Raw genomic sequence first — 22238 nt, forward strand, 5'->3', positions numbered from 1 at the left:
CCGTGTTGCTCGCGCTGTTGCTGGCAAGCGCCGCACCGCAAACCGCCGTGGAGGCGGAGCGGGCCTTCGCCGCGGATGCGCAGAAGCTGGGTCAGTGGACCGCCTTTCGCAAATGGGCGGCAAAGGACGCGATCTTCCTGCCGCCGCAGCCGGTAGCGACGGCGCTGAAGGATGTGCCGGATCCGCCGGTGTCGGTGGACTGGTGGCCAACGGCGAGCTTCGTCTCGTGCGACGGCGCCACGGCGGCGAACACTGGTGGCGCGTTATGGCCCGGCAATCGATCGAGCTACTTCTCCACCATCTGGCGGCGGCAGCCTGATGGCACTTGGCGCTGGCTGCTCGACCAGGGAGCGGACCTGAAGGAACCGCGCGCAAGGGTTTCGAACCCAGTCGTACGCCGCGCCTCGTGCAAGGGAACGCCCACCAATAATGAAGAGTCTCAGGACGGCGGCGGTGCCTCGGCTGACGCAACATTGCGCTGGCATTGGCAGGTCGCGCCGGATCGGGGCCATCGCTTCACCGTTCAACTCTGGACCGGTGCCGCGTACGAAACGGTGATCGATGACCGCGTGCCCGCGCCGAGGCCGCCGCGCTCATGATCGAACTGTATATCTCCGCGCTCATCACGTTTTTCGTGGTGATCGATCCGCCGGGCTGCGCGCCTATCTATGCCGGGCTGACGAACCGGGCCAGCACCGTGCAACGCCGCACCATGGCGATCCGCGCTGTCGGAGTGGCGGCCGCCATTCTGCTTGTTTTCGCGCTGTTCGGGGAAAAGCTCCTCAAGGGGCTGGGCATCGAACTGGCGTCGTTCCGGATCGCCGGGGGCGTCATGCTGTTCCTCATCGCGCTGGAAATGGTGTTCGAGAAGCGCACGCAGCGGCGCGAGGATCGCGCGGCCAATATCACCCCGGAAGAGGCCGAGGACGTCTCGATCTTCCCCATGGCGATGCCGATGATCGCCGGCCCTGGCTCGATCGCCAGCGTCATGCTGCTGATGGCGCGCAACGACGGGCTGGAGCGATCGCTGGTGGTTCTCGCCGCGCTTGGCACGATCCTGCTGCTGACGCTCGCCGCGCTGATCGCCGCCGGACCGCTGATGCGCCTGCTCGGTCACAAGATCGAGGCGGTGATTACCCGGTTGCTCGGCGTGTTGCTCGCGGCGCTCGCGGTGCAGTTCGTCATCGACGGCATCCTGGAGCAGATTCGCTGATCTGATCCGCCCGGTGTCCCGCGCGAGCGGTGATGTCGGGCGATTTCATGCCCAAGACAGTTGCCAAGCCTCCTTTTCCGCGGCCATCAGGCGGAAAAGGAGAAGATGCATGGCCGAGCAGCTGCTTTACCCAGTGCCCCATGATTGGGCCGCCGAGGCAAAGGTCGATGGGACCGCCTATGAGGCGATGTACGCAGCGGCAGCGGCCGATCCCGACGCCTTCTGGCTGGAGCAAGCCAAGCGGCTGGAGTGGATCAAGGCGCCCACCGTCGCTGGCGAATGGTCGTTTGACGAAGCGGATTTCGGCATCAGCTGGTTCAAGGATGGTGAGCTTAACGTCGCCGCCAATTGTCTCGACCGGCATCTTGCCACGCGCGGGGATCAGGTGGCGATCATCTGGGAACCGGACGAGCCCGGCGAAGAGCCGCGGCGCTACACCTATGCGCAGCTTCATGAAGAGGTCTGCCGCTTTGCCAATGTCCTGAAGGCGCAGGGCGTCCGGAAGGGTGATCGGGTGACGGTGTACCTGCCGATGATCCCGGAGGCTGCCTTTGCGCTGCTGGCCTGCGCGCGGATCGGCGCGATTCACTCGGTGGTGTTCGGCGGCTTCTCGCCTGACGCACTGGCCGGCCGCATCCAGGATTGCGATTCACGCGTCGTTATCACCGCCGATTGCGGGCGGCGTGGTGGCAAGCGGGTGCCGCTGAAGGCGAATGTCGATGCTGCGGCTCCGCGCTCGCCCAGCCTGGAGAAGGTGATCGTCATCAAGGCCACCGGCGAAGACGTGCCGATGCATGAGCGTGACGTCTGGTATCACGAAGCGGCCGCGGGTGTTTCAACGGAGTGCGCGCCTGAGCCGATGAAGGCGGAGGACCCGCTGTTCATCCTCTACACGTCGGGCTCTACCGGCAAGCCGAAGGGCGTGCTGCACACCACCGGCGGCTATTTGCTGTGGGCGAGCTTCACCCACGATCTGGTGTTCGACTACCGCCCCGGGGACGTCTTCTGGTGCGCCGCCGACATCGGCTGGGTCACCGGGCATACCTATGTGATCTACGGTCCACTGGCGAATGGCGCCACGACGCTGATGTATGAGGGACTGCCGAACTGGCCGGATGCCAGTCGCATCTGGCAAGTGGTAGATCGTCATCAGGTGCACACCGTCTTCACCGCGCCTACTGCGCTGCGCGCGCTGATGAAGGAAGGCGATGCGCCAGTTCAGGCGACCAGCCGCAAGAGCCTGCGGCTGCTCGGCACGGTCGGCGAGCCGATCAATCCTGAGGCGTGGCGCTGGTATCATGAGGTGGTGGGCGAAGGGCGCTCCCCAATCGTTGACACTTGGTGGCAGACGGAAACCGGCGGCGCGCTGATCGCCCCCTTGCCGGGTGCGACCGACCTGAAGCCGGGGTCCGCCACCAAGCCGCTGCCCGGCGTGCATCCCCAGCTGGTGGACGAAACCGGCCAAGTGCTGGAAGGCGCGGTCAGTGGAAACCTGTGCATCACGGCGAGCTGGCCAGGACAGATGCGCACCGTCTGGGGCGATCACCACCGGTTCTTCCAGACCTATTTCACTACCTATCCCGGCAAGTATTTCACCGGCGACGGCTGCCGTCGGGACGAGGATGGCTATTACTGGATCACCGGCCGTGTGGACGATGTCATCAACGTCAGCGGCCACCGCATGGGCACGGCGGAGGTGGAGAGTGCGCTGGTGCTCCACCCGCGTGTAGCGGAAGCCGCCGTGGTCGGCATGCCCCACGACGTGAAGGGGCAGGGCATCTATGCCTATGTCACTCTCAACGCGGGCGAATCCGGGTCCGAGGCGTTGAACGCTGAGCTGAAGCAGTGGGTGCGCAAGGAGATCGGCCCGATCGCCAGTCCGGACGTGATCCAGTTCGCCCCGGGCCTGCCCAAGACCCGTTCGGGCAAGATCATGCGCCGAATCCTGCGCAAGATCGCGGAAGGCGATGTCGGGAGTCTCGGCGACACGTCGACGCTTGCCGACCCTGCCGTGGTGGATGATCTGGTGGCCAATCGCGCGATGATCGGCTGACCGGACCACTGCCTGCCGAGGCGGCGCTGCGATCTCAGTCGCGGCGCCGGCGTCGGAAATCTCGACGATGCGTGCCCACGCCGCGGCTGCCGGGGAGCCGTTCACGGCTCCTCTCCCGAATCCAACGCTTCGCCGGTGATTCATCTCAGAGCGGTCGCGGGAGGATGCGAATCGCTTGACGTCCGTCAAGAGTCACTGTCCATCTACCCCATAATATCCACCATGCCGTAAGCCCTTGGGGGGGTCGCATTGGGTCAGCAAGACGATGGCGCTTGGCTTACCGCTGAGCTGCTCGAACGCATCCTCGGGTCGGCGCGGGCCGCCGGGCCGCACCTGATGATTTCGCGCGGAGATTGTCCAAAAACGCTTGAAGTGCTGACTCGGCAGGGCTGGGTGCAGGAGAAGCGGGGACATATCGTGCTGACGGCGAAGGCTCGCGCTCGTCGCCGCACGGTTGACGCGCAAGCGGCCTGAGCACGGCGATCAAGCGCCGCCTCGGCCATTGCGCTCCCAAGACCGCGGGCTCGTCCTCGCGGTTTTGAGAGTCACCCCTGCCTCATGACCAAAACTTGGACCGCCCCCGCTTTGATGTGAGCGCGGGGGGCTGGCGACCGTCGTTCAGTGAGGCAGCTGAGCGCGGCGGATCGTACCGTCGCCGGAGGTGGCAGCACCGCCCAGTTCACCGCCCAGTTGATGAGCGGATCCAGGACGATCGCGGTCGTCGATCACCGTTGCCGCGGTGATCCCGCCATCGCCCGGACACGGTGCCGAGGCGCGCCTCAGGCGGCGACTGCGTAAGGCTTGATCTCGCCCGACAGATACAGGTTGCGGGCCTTGGCGCGGCTCAGCTTCCCCGAGCTGGTGCGCGGCAGCGTCCGCGGCGGGATCAACTCGATCACGCAATTCATGCCGGTGACGGCGCGCACCCGGTCGCGGATCTCGTTGCGCAGCCGGCTGCGCTCCTCATCATCGGAGGTGCGGCATTGCACCAGCACTGCCGGTGTTTCCTCGCCGCCCGGCGTGGTGATTGCGAAAGCGGCAATGTCACCCTGCTTGAACCCGGGAAGCTGCTCCACGGCCCATTCAATGTCTTGCGGCCAATGGTTGCGGCCGTTGACGATGATCATGTCCTTGGCGCGGCCAACGATGTAAATGTAGCCATCAGAAAGATAGCCCATGTCGCCGGTGTCCAGCCATCCGCCCTTCATGCAGGCGTCGGTCGCCTCCGGATCGCGGAAATAGCCGACCATCACGGATGGGCCGCTGCACCATACCTTGCCGATCGCCCGCTCCGGGAGCGGCGTGCCGTCTTCCTCGCGGATCTCGACGGCCATGTCCTTCACCGGCTTTCCGCAATTCACGATGGCGCGATAGCGTTGCGGGCGGTCCTGCCCGACCGGCACGCCGGAAAGCTGGGTTTCCTCGACCAGCTCGACGCGAATACCTTCGCCCGGCGGCATGATCGATACCGCCAGCGTCGCTTCCGCGAGGCCGTAGGAAGGGAGGAACGCGCTGGCCTGGAAACCGGCATCGGCGAAGGCATCGACGAAGCCCTGCATCACGTCCGGCCGGATCATGTCCGCGCCATTACCCGCGAGGCGCCAGCGCGACAGGTCGAATCGGTCGGCGGCCTTTGTCTGGCTCGACATGCGGCGCGCGCAAATGTCGTAGCCGAAGGTCGGCGAATAGCTGATCGACGTGCCCGGATTGCGGCTGATGAGATCCAGCCACGCGAGCGGACGGCGCGCGAAATCCTCGGTCTTGAGGTAATCCACGGAAACCTGGTTCGCGACCGGCGACAAGAAGCAGCCGACCAGCCCCATGTCATGATACCAGGGGAGCCACGAGATGCAGCGGTCGCTCTCAATCAGCTGCATGCCGTGCGCATGCGCCGCCAGATTGTTCAGCAGGGCATGGTGAGTGATCGCAACGCCATGCGGGAAGCGGGTCGAGCCGCTGGAATATTGCAGATAGGCAATGTCCTCGCCCGACGCCTGGGGAAGCTCGGCCGCGTCCGCAGGGCGCGCCAGCAAGTCTGCCCAGTCGACCCCCTTGGTGCCCGTGGCAGCAGCAGCGGCGCCGGCCATCTCGGATAGTTCGGGCGGGTAGATCAGCATCACGGGATCGCAGCTCGTCAGCTGCACGCGAAGCTGATCGATATAGGATTCCTTGCCGCCGAAGGAGGTCGGCAGTGGCAGCGGCACAGGCCACGCCCCGGCATAAACGGTGCCGAAGAACAGCGCGGCGAACTCGGCGCTGGTTTCCGCGACCAGCGCGACACGATCGCCCGGCGCAATGCCCGCGGCGATCAGCCGATAAGCCGCCGCCTTCGCGTCCGCCTGCAATTCACGAAATGGATAGGGGCGCACCAGCGCGCCGCGCGCATCATGGAAGTTCAGGCCGCGCTCACCCTGCGCCGCAAAGTCCAGCGCTTCGCCAAGCGTCGCAAAGTCGGCGAATCGGCGCGGCTGTGAATCGCTGCTCGGGGTAGGGGTCAGGGTCGCGCTCGTCATGTTTGCTTTGCTCAAAATCTCGCTCGTGGTGCCTCGAGGGCGCCGGCACATATCAGGACGGCCACCAGCCGGGCCGGCCATCTGATAGAACGCCACGTTCAAATTCCGATGGCAGTGTGGCAACAACAAGGCGGATGACCAACAGCCGACGCCCACCCCCTCCGCTGGACGCCGCCAAACTGGAGGCGTTGGCGCTGCGTTACGTGGAGCGGTTCGCCACCACGCGCGGCAAGTTGGCGAGCTATCTCGCGCGGAAGGTGCGGGAACGTGGCTGGAGCGGCGCCGCCGTCGACCCGTCAATGCTGGCGGAGCGAATGGCTGAGCTTGGCTATATCAACGATGGCCTGTTTGCCGAGGCGCGGGCGCGCTCCCTCACGCGGCGGGGCTATGGCGTCCGGCGTGTGTCGCAGGCGCTGCGAGCGGCGCATGTGGAGGAAGAGGATGCCGCGCCGGCGCTGGAGCAGAGCGCCGACGAGGCCTTGTTGAGCGCGCTCGCGCTGGCCCGCCGGCGTCGTTTCGGCCCCTACGCGCAAGCGCCGGCAGACGAGCGCACCCGTGAGCGGCAGATGGCCACCATGTTGCGCGCCGGTCATTCCTTCGCCGTGGCACGGCGCATCGTTTCGGCCGCGCCCGGAGACGTTCCGGAACCGGATCAATGATATCGCTTTCCGTTCTGTGATGTTGTGCGGCGCGACAACCATGCTAGCGTCTTCCTCCGGGGGAATGGATGAACATGCGCAGCGATCCGCCTGAGGACGGTGAAGTAACTGGCGCCGTGACGAGCGAAGAAGAAGGCGTGCACGTTGCCGGCACGCTGAAGTGGTTCGACGTGACGCGGGGCTTCGGCTTTCTGGTGCCAGACGAGGCACGGATCGGTGATGTGCTGATCCACTTTTCCGTGCTTCAGCCGCTCGGCCGCCGCAGCCTGCCGGAGGGTACGCGCATCGATGCCGTGGCGGTGCGCCGCGAGCGAGGGTATCAGGCCCGCGAGATCCTGGCGATCGACACCTCGACAGCGGTGGAACAGGCACCCCGGCCAGTCAGCCGGGTCGATCCCGTGACCCTCATCGATGAAGCCGGCGATTGGGAGCCGGTGTCCGTCAAATGGTTCAATCGCCTGAAAGGCTACGGATTCCTGGTGCGGGATGACGTGCCCGGCGATATCTTCGTTCACATGGAAACGCTGCGTCGCGGCGATATTGCGGATGTCCTGCCGGAGCAGCGGCTTCGTGCGCGGGTCGTCGATGGGCGCAAGGGGCCGATGGCGGTCAGCGTCGTACGGGAGAGTTAGGATGAAACTTCACGGCATCGCGGCTCTGGCGCTGCTGATCGGCGCGTCGGCCTGCACCGGGCGGGATGCCGCCGCGACGGCCGGCAACGAGGCGGCAAAGGCACCGCTCACCGAATTGACGATCACCAGCACCAACGGGCGGCATGTCTTCCGCGTCGAGGTGGCGGACACGGTGGAAAAGCAGCAGCGCGGCCTGATGTATCGCACCGACATACCGAAGGACGGCGGCATGTTGTTTGCGCCCTATCCCCCGGAGGGCGGGGGACCGCGCGAGGCAAGCTTCTGGATGAAGAACACGCCTTCTCCGCTCGACATCATCTTCATCCGTGCCGACGGCACCATCGCGCGCATCGCCGAGAATACCGTGCCTTTCTCCGAGGCGCAGGTGCCATCGGGCGAGCCGGTGGGCGCCGTGCTTGAACTGAACGGTGGCCGGTCGGCAGAGCTCGGCATCGCCGAAGGCGACAAGGTCACCTGGAAGAAGTGATCGCTGGCGTCGCGGCGCTCCCAAGGACCGATTCTGGAAGAGCGCGGTGGCGCTGCCCAGAGGTGTGGGCAGGGGGGGGCGCGTGGACCGTATTGCGGCGTGTTGTTCGGTCGCGGGCCTTTCAACCTTGCCTCCGCTTCGCTGGCCGTTGATCAAGCGACTCCATCGTTGCGCGGGTGAAGGTCCGACAGGTTCACCCGTGCGCGTGTCACATGCCATTGAAGCCTTGCGCGCCAGACGCTAAGCGCCGGGCGACATGGGCATCAACCTAAACCCCTTCACCTGGTGGAATGGCGCCACCATTGGCACCTGGTTCGGCCTGCGCGGCAAGACGCGCATCGGCGAGGATGCGCTCGGCAACGTCTATTATGAAGGCGGGCAGGATACGGCGGGCAATCCGCGCCGCTGGGTGATCTACAATGGGTCGAATGATGCCAGCCGTGTGCCGCCCGAATGGTTCAGCTGGCTGCACCATCATGTGGACTCGGCGCCGGGGAGCGCGCTGCCACCGCCGCGGCCGTGGCAGAAGCCGGCCAAGCCGAACATGACCGGCACGGCGGAGGCATATCGCCCGTCTGGCTCGCTGGAGCGCGGTGGACAGCGCCAGGCAGCCAGCGGTGATTACGAGGCGTGGAGCCCGGACGCGTGAAGCCGGCGGTAGCGGCCGGCGCGCTCGCCGCCGCCGCATTGCTGGGGGTGGGGGCGTGGCAAGGCGCGCGCTGGATCAGTGATGGGGGCAGTGACGCACGGCCCGCGACCAGCCAGCAGGTTCCGGACGCTGCGGAGCAGGATGCGCCGTCGGACGTGGTCACGGTGGAGGGCGATGCGGCGCCGGTGGACGCCGGCAGCACGCCAATGGCGCAGCGTAGCGCAGTGATCGGCCTCCTCAACAAGCGCAATGGTGTGAGCCGGGATCTGACGATGAAGCCGGGGCAGGCGCTGCGCATCGGTGACACGATCGTGCGCCTGCGTGCTTGTGAGCGCACTGCCCCTTGGGAGCAGGAGCAGCTGACCGGCGCGTTTCTACAGCTGGACGTTCGTGGCAGCGACGAGAAGTGGCGCCGCGCCTTCTCCGGTTGGCTGTACAAGGAGCGTCCGGCGCTCAACGTCGTGCAGCACCCGATCTACGACGTGTGGCCCAAGAGCTGCACGATGTCCTTCCCGGATAAGGGCCCGGACACCGACGTCCTGGCCTCCCCCTCAACGGCGCGGAAATCCGCGGCCGCCGGCAGCCAGGACGCCGCGCCACCGGCGGAAGGGCCAAGCACCTCCGCCAGCGCATCGCCCAGCAACACCATGTAATCCTCCCGGTCGATCTCGATGGCGCCAAGCGAGGCGAGGTGATCGGTCATGAATTGGCAGTCGAGCAGCGTGTAACCGCCATACCGCAGCCGGGCGACCAGCGCCGCGAGCGCCGCCTTGGACGCGTCGCGCGTCCGGCTCACCATGCTTTCGCCGAAGAATGCCCGTCCGATTGCGAGGCCATACAGCCCGCCGACCAACTGGTTGCCTTCCCAACATTCGATGGAATGTGCGAAGCCGGCGGCATGCAACTCCAGGAAGACCTGCTCGATGGACGGGTTGATCCACGTCTCGGGCCGATCGGTTGCTGCTTCGGCGCACAGCGCGATGATGGAGTCGAACGCCGTATCCGCCGTCAGCCGGAATCGTTCGGAGCGAAGCGTTTTGCGCAGCGAGCGCGAGAGATGAAAACCGTCCAGCGGCAGGATCGCCCGTCGCCGCGGCTCCACCCAATATACGCCGGGCGCATCGCGTGCGTCCGCCATCGGAAATACGCCGACGGCATAGGCGCCCAGCACGGAGGCTGGGTCAAGCACGTCGTGGGAAGGGTAGCGCGTCATGGCTGGCGCGCATGATAGGTAGCTGCCGCCGCACCTGCCAAGGCGCGACGGCGAAAATGAACAAAGTTATTCGTGGCAGGAAAGCGTGCCCTTGCCGGGCTGCTCGATCTTCACGTTCGCGGTATCGCCGGTCAGCTTCCAGCCGCCCTCCGCGGTCAGCGGCTCGCCAGCATTCGCCGCAGTGAGCGTCGTCGGCGTGCCGCCCTTCTCGGTGCGGACAACCGCCTGCTTGTCGCCTTCGAAGAAGGTGACATAGACGAGGCTGTTGTCGCCGCAGCGCATCGTCTTGTCCGCCTTGATGGCAGGCGGCAGTTCGACAGTACCGGCGTTCGCGAGTTCCGCAGCCATGGGATCCGGATTGGAGTCGAGAACCTCGGGCTCCGAATTGGAATTACAAGCAGCGAGCGCGAGGAGCGCCGCGGCGGCAAAGGGGAAGGGGCTCTTCATAGCGGCTCGCGACTTCGCCGATGCAACATGGAGCGTCAAGGCAGGGGAGTCCCAAGACGTTATTTTATTGCAGTATCGCTGCCCTGAAACAGGCAAGAACGTCGTCGAAGCGCTGCGAAGCGAGCGAAAGCCTCCGGCCGATCCCGTGCGGACCGCGACTCGCTGATCATCGCCTTGATGGGCCGGACGGGTGCGCACGCCTCGGCACAGAGCTGAGCCACTACCTTATTCTGTCACGCACCCCCTGGCAGAGGGCGGGATTGTTCCCCAGTTGTTCTTGCAGTAGGCGAAGAGGTGCGGGGCTGTGCGGGTGCGATGGATGCGCTGACCTGCCGCGGCCGGGTCGCCGCGCGCGCATTAGGGATCGAAGATGGCGAAGCCGCAGAAACGATATGTCTGCCAGTCCTGTGGCTCCGTTGCCTCACGATGGCAGGGGCAGTGCGTGGACTGTTCCGAATGGAACACGCTGGTGGAGGAAGCGCCGACTATCGTCACGCCGTTTCAGGCCAAGCACAATTTGCAGGGCGGCGGCCGCGCCGTGGCGATGATGGCGCTGGACGCAGAGGTGCCGCTGCCCGCGCGCATGCCCAGCGGCATCGCCGAACTCGACCGCGCACTCGGCGGCGGCTTCGTGGAGGCAAGCGCCACGCTGATCGGCGGCGATCCTGGCATCGGCAAGTCCACGCTGCTCCTGCAGGCCGCGGCGCGCATGGCGCTGGGCGGAGCGGACGTCGCCTATATCTCGGGCGAGGAGGCGGCCGATCAGGTCCGCCTGCGTGCCCGGCGGCTGGGATTGGGCGAGGCACCGGTACGGCTCGCCTCCGCAACCTCGGTCCGCGACATTCTGACCACGCTTGGCGCTGGCAAGCCGCCCGCGCTGCTGGTCATTGACTCGATCCAGACCATGCACTCGGACCTGATCGAGGGCGCGCCCGGTACGGTGAGCCAGGTGCGCGCATCGGCGCAGGAGTTGATCCGCTTCGCCAAGGAGCGGGGAACCGCGCTGGTGCTGGTCGGGCACGTCACCAAGGACGGCACGATCGCCGGCCCGCGCGTGCTCGAGCATATGGTCGATACGGTGCTCAGCTTCGAGGGCGAGCGCAGCCACCAATATCGCATCCTGCGTGCGATCAAGAACCGCTTCGGCGGCACCGACGAGATCGGCGTCTTCGCCATGCAGGCCGAAGGGCTGGCGGAGGTTGCCAACCCCTCGTCGCTGTTCCTGACCCAGCGTGATGAGAGCGTAACGGGAACCGTCGTGTTCCCGGCACTGGAAGGCACTCGGCCGGTCCTGGTCGAGATCCAAGCGCTGGTGGTTCGCCTCGCCAGCGGCGCCACCCCCCGGCGGGCGGTGGTCGGCTGGGACAGTGGTCGGCTCGCCATGATCCTGGCGGTACTGGAGGCCCGCTGCGGGCTTAGCTTTTCGTCGGCCGAGGTCTATCTCAATGTCGCTGGTGGCTACCGGGTTCAGGATCCTGCCGCGGATCTGGCGGTGGCGGCGGCGCTGGTCTCGGCGCTCTCCGAACGCCCGGTGCCGACCGACGCCATTGCTTTTGGCGAGATCGCGCTGTCGGGCGAGGTGCGAAGCGTTGCTCATGGCGCCTTGCGGCTGAAGGAGGCGGCGAAGCTGGGCTTTGGCCAGGCGCTGGTGCCGGCGGCGATGACCGGCGAGAAGGGCGCATTGCGGCTGGCCGGCTTCCCCACGCTCGGGCGCTTGGTGGATCACCTCCTCGGGCGCGGCTGATCTGTTGCCGGATGGGCGCTGACGTCACGTGCCGCGTCGCTAGCCTGTCATGAGGACCTGCTTTGTGGCGGCGTGGATGTTCGCCAGGAATACCGTTCGGCCAAGCGGCGCTTTGCGCGACGTTGGTTGCGGCCCTGTTCTCATCGTCACCATCATCGCCTAGATCGGCAACAATGAACCTCAACGGACTTGATATCGCGGTGCTGACCGTCGTCGCGGGCAGTGCGCTTCTCGGCCTGAAGCGCGGCTTTGTGACGGAGGTGCTGGCGCTCTTCGCCTGGGTGGCGATGATCTTCGCGGTAAAGCTCTTTCACCTGCCGCTGTCGAAAGCGCTGGCGGCACCGATCGGAACCGCTTCCGGTGCCGCGGTGCTGGCGTTCGTGCTGTTGTGCGGCGTGACCTATTTCCTGGGGCGGATGGTGGCCCGTGCACTCGGCGAACGGGTGCGCAAATCCGTCCTGGGGCCGGTGGATCGGGCGCTCGGGTTCGGCTTCGGTGCGTTGAAGGGGTTGATCATCGCCAGCTTGGCGTTCCTCCTCATCGTCCTGGTGCTGGATACGATCGGTGGTGGCCCGACACGGCGCCCGGCGTGGATCAAGGAAGCGCGTACCTATCCGCTGCTCAACGTCACCAGCAATGCCATCGCCGATTTCGTCGACCGCCGACGCCGGGGACAGCCAGTGTTCGGTCACGGTGCCCCACCCATCAATGGAGGGCAGTCAGGATGAACGACACGCTCTACAATGACGCTATCCTGAAGCTCGCCACGGACAATCCCATTGATGAGCGGCTCATCGACCCGCAAGGTACGAGCGAGCGGCGTTCGCCGATCTGCGGCAGCCGGGTCACCGTCGACGTCAACCTCGGACCGGATGGCCGGGTGAGTGAGGCGGGCATGCTGGTTCGCGCCTGCGCCCTTGGGCAGGCATCCTCGTCGTTGCTTGCTGCCAATGTTATCGGTCGCACGCCTGCGGAACTGGCGGCGGCTCGCGACGCGCTCACGGCCTGGTTGGCGCGCGAGGGGGAACTGCCTGATTGGCCGGGGCTCGACGTGCTGACACCGGCGCTTGGCTATCATGCGCGGCACGCGTCGATCCGATTGGCGTTTGAGGCTGCCGCTGAAGCCGCCGAGCGGGCGCAAGATCCGACAAAGGGGGACTGATGGAGCACGCCGCCACGGGATCGCTGCTGCGCGATGGAGTGATCCTGCTTGGCGCAGGGCTCGCTTTCGTGCTGCTCTTCCGGCGTCTTGGCCTGGGTGCAACGCTCGGATTTCTCGTCGCCGGCGCCGTCGTCGGCCCGCAAGTGCTGGGACTGGTCGGTGACGCCGAATCGAAGCTTGGCGTTGCGGAACTCGGCATTACCTTGCTGCTGTTCGTGGTCGGGCTGGAACTCAATCCCACCCGGCTCTGGCGGCTGAAGCAGGACATTTTCGGGCTTGGTCTGCTTCAGGTCGCGGCATGTGGCGTCGCGATCACCGCCATCATCGCGATCTTCGCGCACTTCTCGGTTCCAGCCGCGCTTGCGCTTGGATTGCCACTCGCGCTGTCCTCCACGGCGCAGGTGTTGCCGATGCTGCAATCCTCCGGCCGGCTGCGGACGCCGTTCGGTGAGCGCGCCTTTTCGATCCTGTTGTTCCAGGATCTGTCGATCATTCCCCTTATCACCATCATCGCCGCGATGAGCCGCAATCCGGCTGATGCCGCCGGTCCGCCGGGATGGATTCTAGTACTCTATACCTTCGCGGCGGTTGCCGGGCTGATCGCAGCCGGGCGCTTCATCCTGCGGCCCTTGTTCCGGGGCATCGGCAACATGGGTGAGCGGGAAATGTTCGTCTTTGCCGCGCTTTTCACCGTGATCGCGAGCGCGGCGCTGATGGAGGCGCTTGGCCTATCGACCGCATTAGGCGCGTTTGTCGCAGGCGTGATGCTGGCCGACAGCCCGTATCGGCACGAGCTTGAGGCGGATGTCGATCCCTTTCGCTCGATCCTGCTCGGCCTGTTCTTTCTCACGATCGGCATGATGCTGAACCTGGAAGCGATCGCGGAGCGCCCGCTGTTCGTCCTTTCCATGGCGCTGGCGCTGATCGGCACGAAGACCCTGGTGATCTTCCTCATCGGCCTTGCGTTCCGGATGACGTGGCGTTCCGCGCTCGCGCTCGGTGTGTTGCTCAGTCAGGGCGGCGAGTTCGGGTTCGTGCTGTTTGCGCAGGCGACCAACGCATATCTGATCGCGCCCGATGCGGCCTCGCTGTTCGGAGCGATCATCACCCTGTCGATGGCGACCACGCCTTTCTTGATGTCGCTCACCCGGCGGTTCCGCGAGGAGCCAATCGTGAAGGGCGAGCGGGACGGCCCGGTCGCTGACGGGGCCAATGCGGTGATCGTCGGCTATGGTCGTTTCGGCCAGACGGTCGGGCAAATGCTGCTCGCCCAGAACATTCCGGTGACGCTGATCGATACCGATATCGAGATGATCGACATCGCCGCAGAATTCGGGGCGAAGGTTTATTATGGCGATGGCACCCGCCTTGATCTGCTGCGTCAGGCTGGCGCGGCAGAGGCCGAAATGATCCTGTTCTGCGCCGATGGTGAACAGGTGACGGCCGAGGTGGTCGAATCCGTTCATGAGGCATTCCCCAATGCGGCCATCTACGTGCGGGCGTTCGACCGACGCGGGCTGATCCGGCTGAAGAACGGGCCTGCCCGGCTGGTGGTGCGCGAGGTTCTAGAATCCGCAGTGAAGATGGCGCGTGCGGCGATGGAAGGGCTCGGCATCGATCGTGCCGACATCGATCGTGCCGAGGACATGTACCGCGCCCGCGACAAGGAACGCTTGCGCATTCAGCTGGAAGCGAACGATGTCCGCGCCGCTCGCGCCCTGGTGGCGGAGCAGCAGCCCTGGGGGAATGATCGATGAACTGGCTGATGATGTTGGCGGCGCTGTCGGGCGCGCTGGCCGTGGGCGCCGGCGCCTTCGGTGCCCATGGCGCCAGCGGGCAGGCCGCGGAATGGTTGCGCACCGGCGGGCAATATCAGCTGATACATGCAGTGGCGGTGCTGGTCGCGCTCAGGCTCGATGCGCGCGGGCCCGCATGGCTGTTCCTGGCCGGCAGCGCCGTGTTCGCGGGGACGTTGTACCTGATGGCGATGGGTGCGCCGCGCTGGCTGGGCGCGATCACGCCGATCGGCGGAACGCTGTTGATCGCTGGCTGGCTGTGGCTCGCCTGGATGGCGGCACGCGGCTAGGCAAACGGCGTCCCTTCAGCCTAGCGTTTCCGGCGGCAGGCGTCGGAGCAGTAGACCACATCTTCCCACACCCGCGCCCACTTCTTACGCCACGTAAATGGCCGTTGGCAGACCGGGCAGGTCTTGGTTGGCAGGTCGCGTTTGGCGACGCCGTTGGGCATCAGCGCGGCTGGATGGCGAGGAAGCTGCGCACGTCCTCCAGCGAGACCTGCTTGTCGAGGTAGGTCTGGCCGATCCCACGGGCGAGAAGAAACGGGATCTGCCCGCCGCTAGCCTTCTTGTCGTGGCGCATGTGTTCCACCAGCTGCTCTGCCGATGCCGTGATCCCCGCGGCTGCCAGGCCATTGGGCAGGCCAACTGCTTGCCAATGCGCCGCCACCCGCACCGCATCCTGCATCGGGCACAGGCCATGCGCGGCGGAAAAGCCGAACGCCAGCGCACATCCCGCCGCGACCGCCTCGCCATGAAGCAGCCGATCGGAAAAACCTGCTTCCGCTTCCAGTGCGTGACCAAAGGTGTGACCGAGATTGAGGAGCGCGCGCCGACCGGTCGTTTCGAATTCATCTTCGCCGACGATCCGGGCCTTGGCACGAACGGAATGCGCAATGGCATAGGTGCGCGCCTCTGCGTCGCCAGCAAGGAGCGCCGCGCCATGTTCCTCGCACCAGCTGAAAAAGTCGGCATCGTCGATCAGCCCATATTTCACGACTTCCGCATAACCCGCGCGCAGCTCACGCACGGGCAGGGTGTCGAGAACACGGGGGTCGATCAGCACTACCTTCGGCTGGTGAAATGCGCCGATCAGGTTTTTGCCAGCGCGCGCATTGATGCCCGTCTTGCCGCCGACGGACGAGTCGACCTGCGACAGCAAGGTAGTCGGTATCTGCACGAAGCCGCAGCCGCGCTTGAGGATCGCCGTGGCGAAGCCGACGAGATCGCCGATCACCCCGCCGCCCAGCGCAATCACATGATCTCCGCGCTCGACGCCAAGTTCCAGCAGGCGGTCGGTCAGGCTTTCCAGAGTGGCCCAGCTTTTCGACTTTTCACCCGCCGGGATGATGATCGTCTCGCTCTGGATTCCTGCAGCATCCAAAGAGGAGCGCAGCCTTTGCAGATGAGGCGCGACATTGGCGTCCGCGACGATCGGCATCGGCCGCCCGCGAGAGAGCGGCGCCAAGACGTCGCCGGCGCGCGCCAGCAGCCCAGCCTCAATCATTACGTCGTAGCTGCGCGCACCCAGCGCTACTGGAACAATCGTCATGGGGCCCCGTAACCAATGGCTTCCAGAATGGCACGTACCGTTGCCTCATGCGGCGCATTGTTGCTGGGCACGCGAATATGCGCCTGCGCGTAAAGCGGATTGCGAACAGCCGCGAGCTCCCGGAGCACGGTGGCCGGATCCTTTCCCCGCAGCAGCGGGCGGGTGTCACGGCGGCGAACCCGTTCCACCAGCACGTCTATATCGGCGTCGAGCCAGATCGCGAGCGCGTCTGACAGAATGAGGGCGCGGGTCGCATCGTTGACGAAAGCGCCGCCGCCCGTTGCGATGACCTTCGGCCGGCCATCGATCAGCCGCTGGATCACCCGCCGTTCCCCGTCCCGGAAATAGGGCTCGCCGAACTGCGCAAAGATGTCCGCGATAGACATGCCGGCAGCTTCTTCGATCTCGTTATCGGCATCGACAAACGGCAAGCCGAGCCGATGGGCCAGCCGTTTTCCGACGGTGGACTTGCCCACGCCCATCAGGCCGACGAGCACAATCGGCTCGCGCTGCCAGCGGCTCTTGCGATTGCGGGTCGGTTGGGTGGGGCTTTGCAACATTGGTCCGCCGGCTATACAGCGCGTCAGCGCCCGGGGCACAAGGCTCGGCGATTTTGGTTTACAAGCGCGGGTTCGCTCGCGCCGTGCAGGGTTGGAACATGTCCCGGTTGATCGTCACGCTTGTGGTGCTGTTGGTCGTCGTGGTCGGCGCGTTGTTCTTCCTCGCAGGTAGTGCGACGGAGCAGCCCACGACACAGGTCGAAAAGGCGGTCGAGCTTGGCAACCTCGCGAGCTAGGTTGATCGCGGCGCTCGCCGCCGCCGCTTCCCTGGCCGCTGCTGCGGTCGCCCAGAACTCCCAGGCACCCGAATCACTGTTGCCGCCCGGCTTCGGTGAACCCGTTGCGCCGCCACCAGTCGCTCAGCCCAACGGCGCTGTGGTTCAGCCGCTGCCAAGCGCACCGCTTGAGCTACCCGACGTCGAACCGTCGCCCACTCCGACGCCTACGCCACCGAGCGAGGAAGAGCTGGCGCAGTATGAAATGCCCGTGTTCGCGCGGCGCTCGCTTGCGCTCGTCGGGCCGATCGGACTGGCGGATGGTGGCTTGCCGGCCAACGCCTTCGGCGCGGCAGATGGCGGTTTCCTGCAGGGCCTGATGCGGCGGCTTTCGGCGCCGCTGCCTTCGCGGTGGCTGTCCATTTCGCTGCGCCGCGCGCTGCTGTCGCGCGTCAACACCCCTGACGGGCTGCACGGCGCTGACTTTGCCGCCGAGCGCGCCTGGCTGCTGCTGCGCATGGGCGAGTCGGTCGCTGCGCGGAGCGTGTTGCAGAGCGTCGACACGGCCAACGCTACCCCGAAATACCGCCAAGTCGCCATGCAGGCGATGCTCGCGACTGCCGATCCCGCCGGCCTGTGCCCGCTTGCAGATGGCGCAGGGAACAGCGAGCGCGGCTGGATCCTTGCACGGGCGATGTGCGCTGCACTCGGCAATGCCGAAGGTGGCGCGAAGCCGCTGATCGACGCCGCTCGGCGCCAGCGGGTGGCCAGCGGGATCGATCTGGCGCTCGCGCAGAAGGTCATTGGCGCCGGGCTGAATAGCCGGCAGGCCGTGACGATCGAATGGGACTCGGTGGTTCAGCTGACTGCCTGGCGGTTCGGTCTCGCGACCGCCACTGGCGTGCCGATCTCGGACGAGCTGTATCAGACCGTCGGGCCGCAGGTCACCGGATGGCGCGCGCTGGCACCGGCAATTCCGATCGCCGACCGGGCGCGCGCTGCGGAAACCGCCGCGGCGATGGGGGTGATCTCCAATGCGGCGCTGGTCGATCTTTATGCCGCCCTGGACGCGGGCGAAGATACGCCCGCTGCGCTCGGTGCGATCGCCTCGGACCTTCGCTCCGCCTATGTCGGCGCAGATGTCGCAACGCGGCTGCGCGCCCTGACCCAACTCTGGGACGGGGGTGAGACACCGCAGGCCCGCTATGCGCGATTGGTTCTGACAGCGCGGGCGGCAGCCCGGATTCGCCCGGTCGACGGAAAGACTGAGGCTGATCGGATCGTGGCAGCGATGCTTTCCGCCGGGCTGGATCGCACCGCGCAACGCTGGCGCGGCCAGGTTGAAGAAGGCGGCGACGCTTGGGCTTTGCTCGAACTTTCTGATCCGGACGCGCGGACACGGTTGTCGTATAACGCAGTCGCTTCCTACTCCGGCAGCGGCGACGCTGCGTTGAAGCGGAAGGTTCTTTTCGCCGGGCTTGCGGGACTGGGCCGTCTTTCCGCGCAAGAGATCGAAAGCGGTGCGGAGGCGCTTGAGGTGCCTATCGGGGCAGCGAACAGCTGGACGCGCGCCCTTGATCGCGCCGTCAGCGAACGGCAGCCAGCGACGGTACTGCTGCTGGCCGGCATCGGTATGCAGACGCAGAGGTGGAGCACTCTTCCGCCCGCCGCGCTCTATCGCATTGTTGCAGCATTGCGCGCGGTTGGGCTTGGTGGCGAGGCGCGAATGATCGCTGCCGAGGCGCTCTCGCGCGTTTGACCATGTCGGGCGATGCTGCCCTGATCGAGCGCTTCCTGGAGATGATGTCGGCCCAGGCCGGCGCCGCGCGCAACACGGTCAATGCTTACCGCAGCGATCTCCTGCTGGCGTCGCGGGAGCTTGAAGGCAAGCTCGCTTGCGCCGACGGTGCGGCGGTCGCCCGGCTCGGCGAGGAATGGGCAGGCCTTGCGCGGGCGACTGTTGCGCGCAAGTCAGCGGCGCTCAGGCGATTTTTCGCCTTTCTCTTCGACGAAGGGCTCCGGTCGGACGATCCGGGTCAGGCGCTGCCGAAGCCGGGAACAAGGCGTTCGCTGCCAAAGACGCTCAGTCATGATGATGTGGCGCGACTGTTCGGCGTGGCCGCGGCGCGGCTCGATCGCGATCCGAAGCTGCCGGCGGATGTTCGCAATTCGGCGCTCCTGGAGCTCTTATATGGCTCGGGTCTCCGCGCGACGGAACTGGTGTCCTTGCCGCGTAACGCCATTCACCCTGACCGCCCGTTTCTGATCCTCAAGGGAAAGGGCGGGAAGGAGCGGCTGGTGCCGATCTCCGACCGGGCTCGGGCGGCGGTGGCAGCCTGGCGCGACCATGTCGGTGCCGACTCACTTCACCTGTTCCCGTCGGGCAAAGCGCACATTTCGCGCGTGAGATTGTTCCAGATCATCCGTGCGATGGGTGCAGAAGCGGGCATCCCGCCTGACAAGATCAGTCCTCACGTTCTTCGTCACGCTTTTGCGACCCACTTGCTGGAGGGCGGTGCGGATCTGCGTGCTCTGCAGGCGATGCTGGGTCATGCCGACATCGCGACCACCGAAATCTACACTCATGTGGACCGCGCGAGGCTGATCACGCTCGTCAATGAGCGCCACCCGCTCGTTGACGCGGCCAAGCCGCGCGCCTAGCTGCGCACGATGCCGACATTTCTCGATTTCGAAAAGCCGATCGCAGAACTCCAGGCGCGGATCGACGAGCTACGTGAAACTGGCGCAGAGGGCGGCGTGGACATCGCGGCCGAGGTCGCCAAGCTTCAGGCGAAGTCCGACCGCATGTTGCGCGATACCTTCGCCAAGCTGACTCCCTGGCAGAAGACCCAGGTCGCACGGCATCCGGAACGGCCGCACTTCAAACACTATGTCGCTGGCCTCTTCGATGAGTTCGTGCCGCTGGCCGGTGACCGTGCCTTCGGGGACGATCAGGCAATTCTTGGCGGCTTCGCCACGTTCCGCGGCAAGCGCGTGCTCGTCATGGGGCACGAGAAGGGCGATGATACCGCCACCCGACTGCGCCACAATTTCGGCATGGGTAAGCCGGAAGGGTATCGTAAGGCAGTGCGCTTGATGTCACTTGCGGATCGTTTCGGCCTGCCGATCGTGACCCTGGTGGATACGTCAGGCGCCTTTCCGGGCCTGCAGGCGGAAGAACGCGGCCAGGCGGAGGCGATTGCCCGGTCGACCGAGGCATGTCTTGCGGCCGGCGTCCCGCTGGTTTCTGCCGTGGTGGGTGAGGGCGGTTCCGGAGGCGCGATCGCGCTGGCCAGTGGCAACCGCGTGCTGATGTTCGAACACGCCGTTTATTCCGTGATCTCGCCGGAGGGTTGCGCCTCCATCCTGTGGCGGACGGCAGAGAAGGCTGCTGAGGCAGCGGAGGCCATGAAGGTCACGGCGCAGGATCTGAAGGCGCTTGGCGTGATCGATACCATCGTGGCCGAGCCGCTGGGTGGGGCGCACCGTAGCCCGTCTGCTGCCATCGGCGCGTTGGGCGACGCGATCGAAGGCGCGTTGAACGAGCTCGTTCCGCTGGATGCGGATACGCTGCGGCGTCAACGGCGAGAGAAGTTCCTCGCCATGGGGCGCGCGCTCAGCTGATAAAACAAAAGGCGGCGAGCAGGTGCTCGCCGCCTTTGAATGCAGTACCGGGTCAACGCCCGATCCCGGCTGACCTCAACGGGTCGTGGTGTTCATCTTGGTCGACACCGTGGTGAACGTGGTCGAGAGCTGGTTGCCCAGCGTGCCCATCGCCGTGATGGCGGCCACTGCGATCAGCGCGGCGATCAGGCCGTACTCGATAGCCGTGGCGCCCTTGGAATCCTTGATAAATGCGCGCATCTTCTGCATGTTCGATCTCCGATATTGAAAGCTTCAGTCACCCGACCGGCTAAGGTGATCCCCGCTCCGGTATTCACGTCAATTACAGACGCGGGTTGAAAAACATTTAAAGTCGGACCCATGTGGCTTCAGCGGGCATGAACCACTCGCTCACTGACGTTGTTCCACATGGTGACGGTAATGTCTGCCACGCCGCTGAAGCTCGCCATGGTGGCAATCACGATCAACGCGGCAATTAATCCATATTCAACTGCCGTGGCCCCGCGTCGGCTGCGCCATAGCCTTCGCCATGTTGCAAGCACGGGTTTGATCAAGGCAGGGGCTCGGTCCATGTCAGGCTTGATCGCACGACAGGCTTAACGAAAGGTCGACATGACCACTGGCGAAATGACGAAATTGCCGCTGTTTCTAGTAGTTGCAGCGGCGCTGGTGGATCGTGGCGGAAAGGTCTTCGTTCAGCAGCGCCCAATCGCCAAGCAGCATGGTGGGCTGTGGGAGTTTCCCGGCGGCAAGGTTGAACCCGGGGAAGCACCAGAAGCCGCCCTCGCGCGTGAATTGCACGAGGAGCTTGGCATCGCGGTGTCCACGAGCGCCTTGCAACCGCTGTCCTTCGCTACTGTCTCGTCAGATGATCGTAACCTCGTGCTGTTGCTCTATTGCGTTCACGAATGGACCGGCACGCCTTGCGCGATTGCCGCGGCGAGTGCCCGCTGGGTTGCGATCGAGGCGCTACGCGAACTGGACATGCCGCCCGCTGATTTGCCGTTGGTCGACGCGCTCGCCCAGGGGCGCGCCGCTGGCGCATCTCAGGTGGTGATTCGCGGCGGCTGTTGATTTGACCTGCCCTGGCGGTTGTCCCGGCTCGAATGAGGAAGCGCCGCACTTCGGCCTCGCCCGCGGGGTCATCTTCGTTCGGTCGCGAAGTAAACGAGCGCTGCGGCGACTAGAACATCATACATGCTCCGGCGCCGCCAAGTAGAAAAATCAGAACCAACCAATGGTGTGAGCGAACAAGCCATTGGGAGTCGCCACCCATATCACGCATGATGCCCTCCATCATTGTGGCGTGTCTGACTGCGACGCCACTGCCTGGACATCAATTACCAGCGATCTGCGGCCGTCGCGCGACAGATGCCCCCAAATCGGCGCGAATAGCGCGATGAAGGCGTCGCTTTACATATTCTGCTGTAGATCGCCAGAATAGAGGAGTCATCGATTGGCCCAGATCTCTGGGGCAACCAGACGAGGGAGGAACGCAGAGAAGTTGCCGCTCGACCAGGTGCTTGATTGGGACGACTGCCGTTTGCGTGGCTTCATTGACTCGCTGGTCAGCGGGGCATGCCCAAGTCGCCGTCGAAGTTGGAGGCCCGACCGGGAATCGAACCCGGGTGCAAGGATTTGCAGTCCTCTGCGTCACCACTCCGCCATCGGGCCTCGATGAGAGCGAGGGCGGGCAGATGCGGCGGCGGAGCGTGCGTGT

26 protein-coding genes, 1 tRNA gene and 1 pseudogene are annotated in these 22238 nt (G+C 65.5%); 19 read left to right on the plus strand and 9 right to left on the minus strand.

Annotated features, from left to right (window positions below):
• The first annotated feature begins 2 nt into the window (after window positions 1–2).
• From LQ954_RS01680 to LQ954_RS01695, 4 genes are all read left to right on the plus strand, one after another.
• Window positions 3–599, plus strand: a complete 597-nt coding sequence (locus tag LQ954_RS01680) for a hypothetical protein (RefSeq protein ID WP_231021626.1) — start codon at window positions 3–5, stop codon at window positions 597–599.
• Entirely contained in the window at window positions 596–1213 is a 618-nt protein-coding gene (locus LQ954_RS01685; protein ID WP_231021627.1) for a MarC family protein, read from the plus strand. The genes LQ954_RS01680 and LQ954_RS01685 overlap by 4 nt, the downstream gene beginning before the upstream one ends.
• A 109-nt stretch (window positions 1214–1322) precedes the next feature.
• Window positions 1323–3266, plus strand: a complete 1944-nt coding sequence (gene acs, locus LQ954_RS01690) for an acetate--CoA ligase (RefSeq protein WP_231021629.1) — start codon at window positions 1323–1325, stop codon at window positions 3264–3266.
• A gap of 249 nt (window positions 3267–3515) precedes the next feature.
• Window positions 3516–3740: a hypothetical protein gene (locus tag LQ954_RS01695; protein ID WP_227771416.1), complete on the plus strand. Its 225-nt coding sequence runs from the start codon at window positions 3516–3518 to the stop codon at window positions 3738–3740.
• 305 nt (window positions 3741–4045) lie between these two features.
• On the opposite strand, the gene LQ954_RS01700 is transcribed toward LQ954_RS01695, so the two are convergent.
• Entirely contained in the window at window positions 4046–5779 is a 1734-nt protein-coding gene (locus tag LQ954_RS01700) for a fatty acyl-AMP ligase (RefSeq protein ID WP_227771417.1), read from the minus strand.
• Between the two features lie 134 nt (window positions 5780–5913).
• Between LQ954_RS01700 and LQ954_RS01705 the strand changes: the two genes are divergently transcribed.
• The 5 genes and pseudogenes from LQ954_RS01705 to LQ954_RS16295 all read left to right on the plus strand — a co-directional run.
• A complete protein-coding gene (locus tag LQ954_RS01705) occupies window positions 5914–6438 on the plus strand; it encodes a regulatory protein RecX (protein ID WP_227771418.1) in 525 nt (174 codons plus the stop codon).
• Between the two features lie 74 nt (window positions 6439–6512).
• The gene (locus LQ954_RS01710; protein ID WP_443026594.1) at window positions 6513–7070 is read left to right on the plus strand and encodes a cold-shock protein; all 558 of its coding nucleotides are present in this window, start codon (window positions 6513–6515) and stop codon (window positions 7068–7070) included.
• Between the two features lies 1 nt (window position 7071).
• A complete protein-coding gene (locus tag LQ954_RS01715) occupies window positions 7072–7557 on the plus strand; it encodes a DUF192 domain-containing protein (RefSeq protein ID WP_231021632.1) in 486 nt (161 codons plus the stop codon).
• Window positions 7558–7813: 256 nt separating this feature from the next.
• On the plus strand, window positions 7814–8206 hold the full coding sequence (locus tag LQ954_RS01720; protein WP_227771421.1) for an NADH:ubiquinone oxidoreductase subunit NDUFA12: 393 nt from the start codon (window positions 7814–7816) through the stop codon (window positions 8204–8206).
• 272 nt (window positions 8207–8478) lie between these two features.
• Window positions 8479–8646: pseudogene (locus LQ954_RS16295) on the plus strand (DUF2155 domain-containing protein); the annotation flags it as partial.
• A 35-nt stretch (window positions 8647–8681) separates the two neighbouring features.
• Here the strand turns inward: LQ954_RS16295 and aat are convergent.
• On the minus strand, window positions 8682–9419 hold the full coding sequence (gene aat, locus LQ954_RS16070; RefSeq protein WP_269142113.1) for a leucyl/phenylalanyl-tRNA--protein transferase: 738 nt from the start codon (window positions 9417–9419) through the stop codon (window positions 8682–8684).
• A gap of 66 nt (window positions 9420–9485) precedes the next feature.
• The gene (locus LQ954_RS01735) at window positions 9486–9866 is read right to left on the minus strand and encodes a hypothetical protein (protein ID WP_227771423.1); all 381 of its coding nucleotides are present in this window, start codon (window positions 9864–9866) and stop codon (window positions 9486–9488) included.
• Window positions 9867–10236: 370 nt separating this feature from the next.
• Between LQ954_RS01735 and radA the strand changes: the two genes are divergently transcribed.
• From radA to LQ954_RS01760, 5 genes are all read left to right on the plus strand, one after another.
• Window positions 10237–11610 carry a DNA repair protein RadA gene (gene radA, locus LQ954_RS01740; RefSeq protein ID WP_227771424.1) on the plus strand — a complete coding sequence of 458 codons (1374 nt, stop codon included), beginning with the start codon at window positions 10237–10239 and terminating at the stop codon, window positions 11608–11610.
• Between the two features lie 173 nt (window positions 11611–11783).
• Window positions 11784–12338 (plus strand): CvpA family protein, encoded by a 555-nt coding sequence (locus tag LQ954_RS01745; RefSeq protein ID WP_231021635.1) that lies wholly within the window; start codon window positions 11784–11786, stop codon window positions 12336–12338.
• The gene (locus tag LQ954_RS01750; RefSeq protein WP_231021636.1) at window positions 12335–12772 is read left to right on the plus strand and encodes an iron-sulfur cluster assembly scaffold protein; all 438 of its coding nucleotides are present in this window, start codon (window positions 12335–12337) and stop codon (window positions 12770–12772) included. The genes LQ954_RS01745 and LQ954_RS01750 overlap by 4 nt, the downstream gene beginning before the upstream one ends.
• Complete coding sequence (locus LQ954_RS01755; protein WP_227771427.1) at window positions 12772–14529, plus strand: cation:proton antiporter domain-containing protein; 1758 nt, start codon at window positions 12772–12774, stop codon at window positions 14527–14529. Before LQ954_RS01750 ends, LQ954_RS01755 begins: the two co-directional genes overlap by 1 nt.
• Complete coding sequence (locus tag LQ954_RS01760; protein WP_227771428.1) at window positions 14526–14858, plus strand: DUF423 domain-containing protein; 333 nt, start codon at window positions 14526–14528, stop codon at window positions 14856–14858. Before LQ954_RS01755 ends, LQ954_RS01760 begins: the two co-directional genes overlap by 4 nt.
• 20 nt (window positions 14859–14878) lie before the next feature.
• Here the strand turns inward: LQ954_RS01760 and LQ954_RS01765 are convergent, their stop codons facing one another.
• Genes LQ954_RS01765 through LQ954_RS01775 form a run of 3 tightly spaced genes read right to left on the minus strand, consistent with a single transcriptional unit; the run spans window position 14879 to window position 16679 of the window.
• On the minus strand, window positions 14879–15019 hold the full coding sequence (locus LQ954_RS01765; protein WP_227771429.1) for a DUF2256 domain-containing protein: 141 nt from the start codon (window positions 15017–15019) through the stop codon (window positions 14879–14881).
• Window positions 15019–16119 (minus strand): 3-dehydroquinate synthase, encoded by a 1101-nt coding sequence (gene aroB, locus LQ954_RS01770; protein WP_231021638.1) that lies wholly within the window; start codon window positions 16117–16119, stop codon window positions 15019–15021. The genes LQ954_RS01765 and aroB overlap by 1 nt, the downstream gene beginning before the upstream one ends.
• Window positions 16116–16679, minus strand: a complete 564-nt coding sequence (locus LQ954_RS01775; protein ID WP_231021640.1) for a shikimate kinase — start codon at window positions 16677–16679, stop codon at window positions 16116–16118. The genes aroB and LQ954_RS01775 overlap by 4 nt, the downstream gene beginning before the upstream one ends.
• 98 nt (window positions 16680–16777) lie before the next feature.
• On the opposite strand from LQ954_RS01775, the gene LQ954_RS01780 reads away from it, so the two are divergent.
• Genes LQ954_RS01780 through LQ954_RS01795 form a run of 4 tightly spaced genes read left to right on the plus strand, consistent with a single transcriptional unit; the run spans window position 16778 to window position 20518 of the window.
• On the plus strand, window positions 16778–16915 hold the full coding sequence (locus LQ954_RS01780) for a hypothetical protein (protein WP_169716265.1): 138 nt from the start codon (window positions 16778–16780) through the stop codon (window positions 16913–16915).
• Window positions 16896–18653, plus strand: coding sequence for a hypothetical protein (locus LQ954_RS01785; protein ID WP_231021642.1), 1758 nt, complete (start codon window positions 16896–16898; stop codon window positions 18651–18653). The genes LQ954_RS01780 and LQ954_RS01785 overlap by 20 nt, the downstream gene beginning before the upstream one ends.
• A 2-nt stretch (window positions 18654–18655) precedes the next feature.
• On the plus strand, window positions 18656–19555 hold the full coding sequence (locus LQ954_RS01790) for a tyrosine-type recombinase/integrase (protein ID WP_231021644.1): 900 nt from the start codon (window positions 18656–18658) through the stop codon (window positions 19553–19555).
• 9 nt (window positions 19556–19564) lie between these two features.
• Window positions 19565–20518: an acetyl-CoA carboxylase carboxyltransferase subunit alpha gene (locus tag LQ954_RS01795; protein ID WP_227771433.1), complete on the plus strand. Its 954-nt coding sequence runs from the start codon at window positions 19565–19567 to the stop codon at window positions 20516–20518.
• A gap of 75 nt (window positions 20519–20593) precedes the next feature.
• Here the strand turns inward: LQ954_RS01795 and LQ954_RS01800 are convergent, their stop codons facing one another.
• Together LQ954_RS01800 and LQ954_RS01805 are read right to left on the minus strand one after the other, a co-directional pair.
• Window positions 20594–20767 carry a Flp family type IVb pilin gene (locus LQ954_RS01800; protein WP_227771434.1) on the minus strand — a complete coding sequence of 58 codons (174 nt, stop codon included), beginning with the start codon at window positions 20765–20767 and terminating at the stop codon, window positions 20594–20596.
• 119 nt (window positions 20768–20886) lie between these two features.
• Complete coding sequence (locus LQ954_RS01805) at window positions 20887–21090, minus strand: Flp family type IVb pilin (RefSeq protein ID WP_227771435.1); 204 nt, start codon at window positions 21088–21090, stop codon at window positions 20887–20889.
• A 40-nt stretch (window positions 21091–21130) separates the two neighbouring features.
• On the opposite strand from LQ954_RS01805, the gene LQ954_RS01810 reads away from it, so the two are divergent.
• Window positions 21131–21592: a (deoxy)nucleoside triphosphate pyrophosphohydrolase gene (locus LQ954_RS01810; RefSeq protein WP_227771436.1), complete on the plus strand. Its 462-nt coding sequence runs from the start codon at window positions 21131–21133 to the stop codon at window positions 21590–21592.
• A 526-nt stretch (window positions 21593–22118) separates the two neighbouring features.
• On the opposite strand, the gene LQ954_RS01815 is transcribed toward LQ954_RS01810, so the two are convergent.
• A tRNA-Cys gene (locus LQ954_RS01815) sits at window positions 22119–22192 on the minus strand.
• Window positions 22193–22238 lie beyond the last annotated feature (46 nt).

The organism is Sphingomonas sp. IC-11, assembly GCF_021043365.1.
Classification (GTDB): domain Bacteria; phylum Pseudomonadota; class Alphaproteobacteria; order Sphingomonadales; family Sphingomonadaceae; genus Sphingomonas.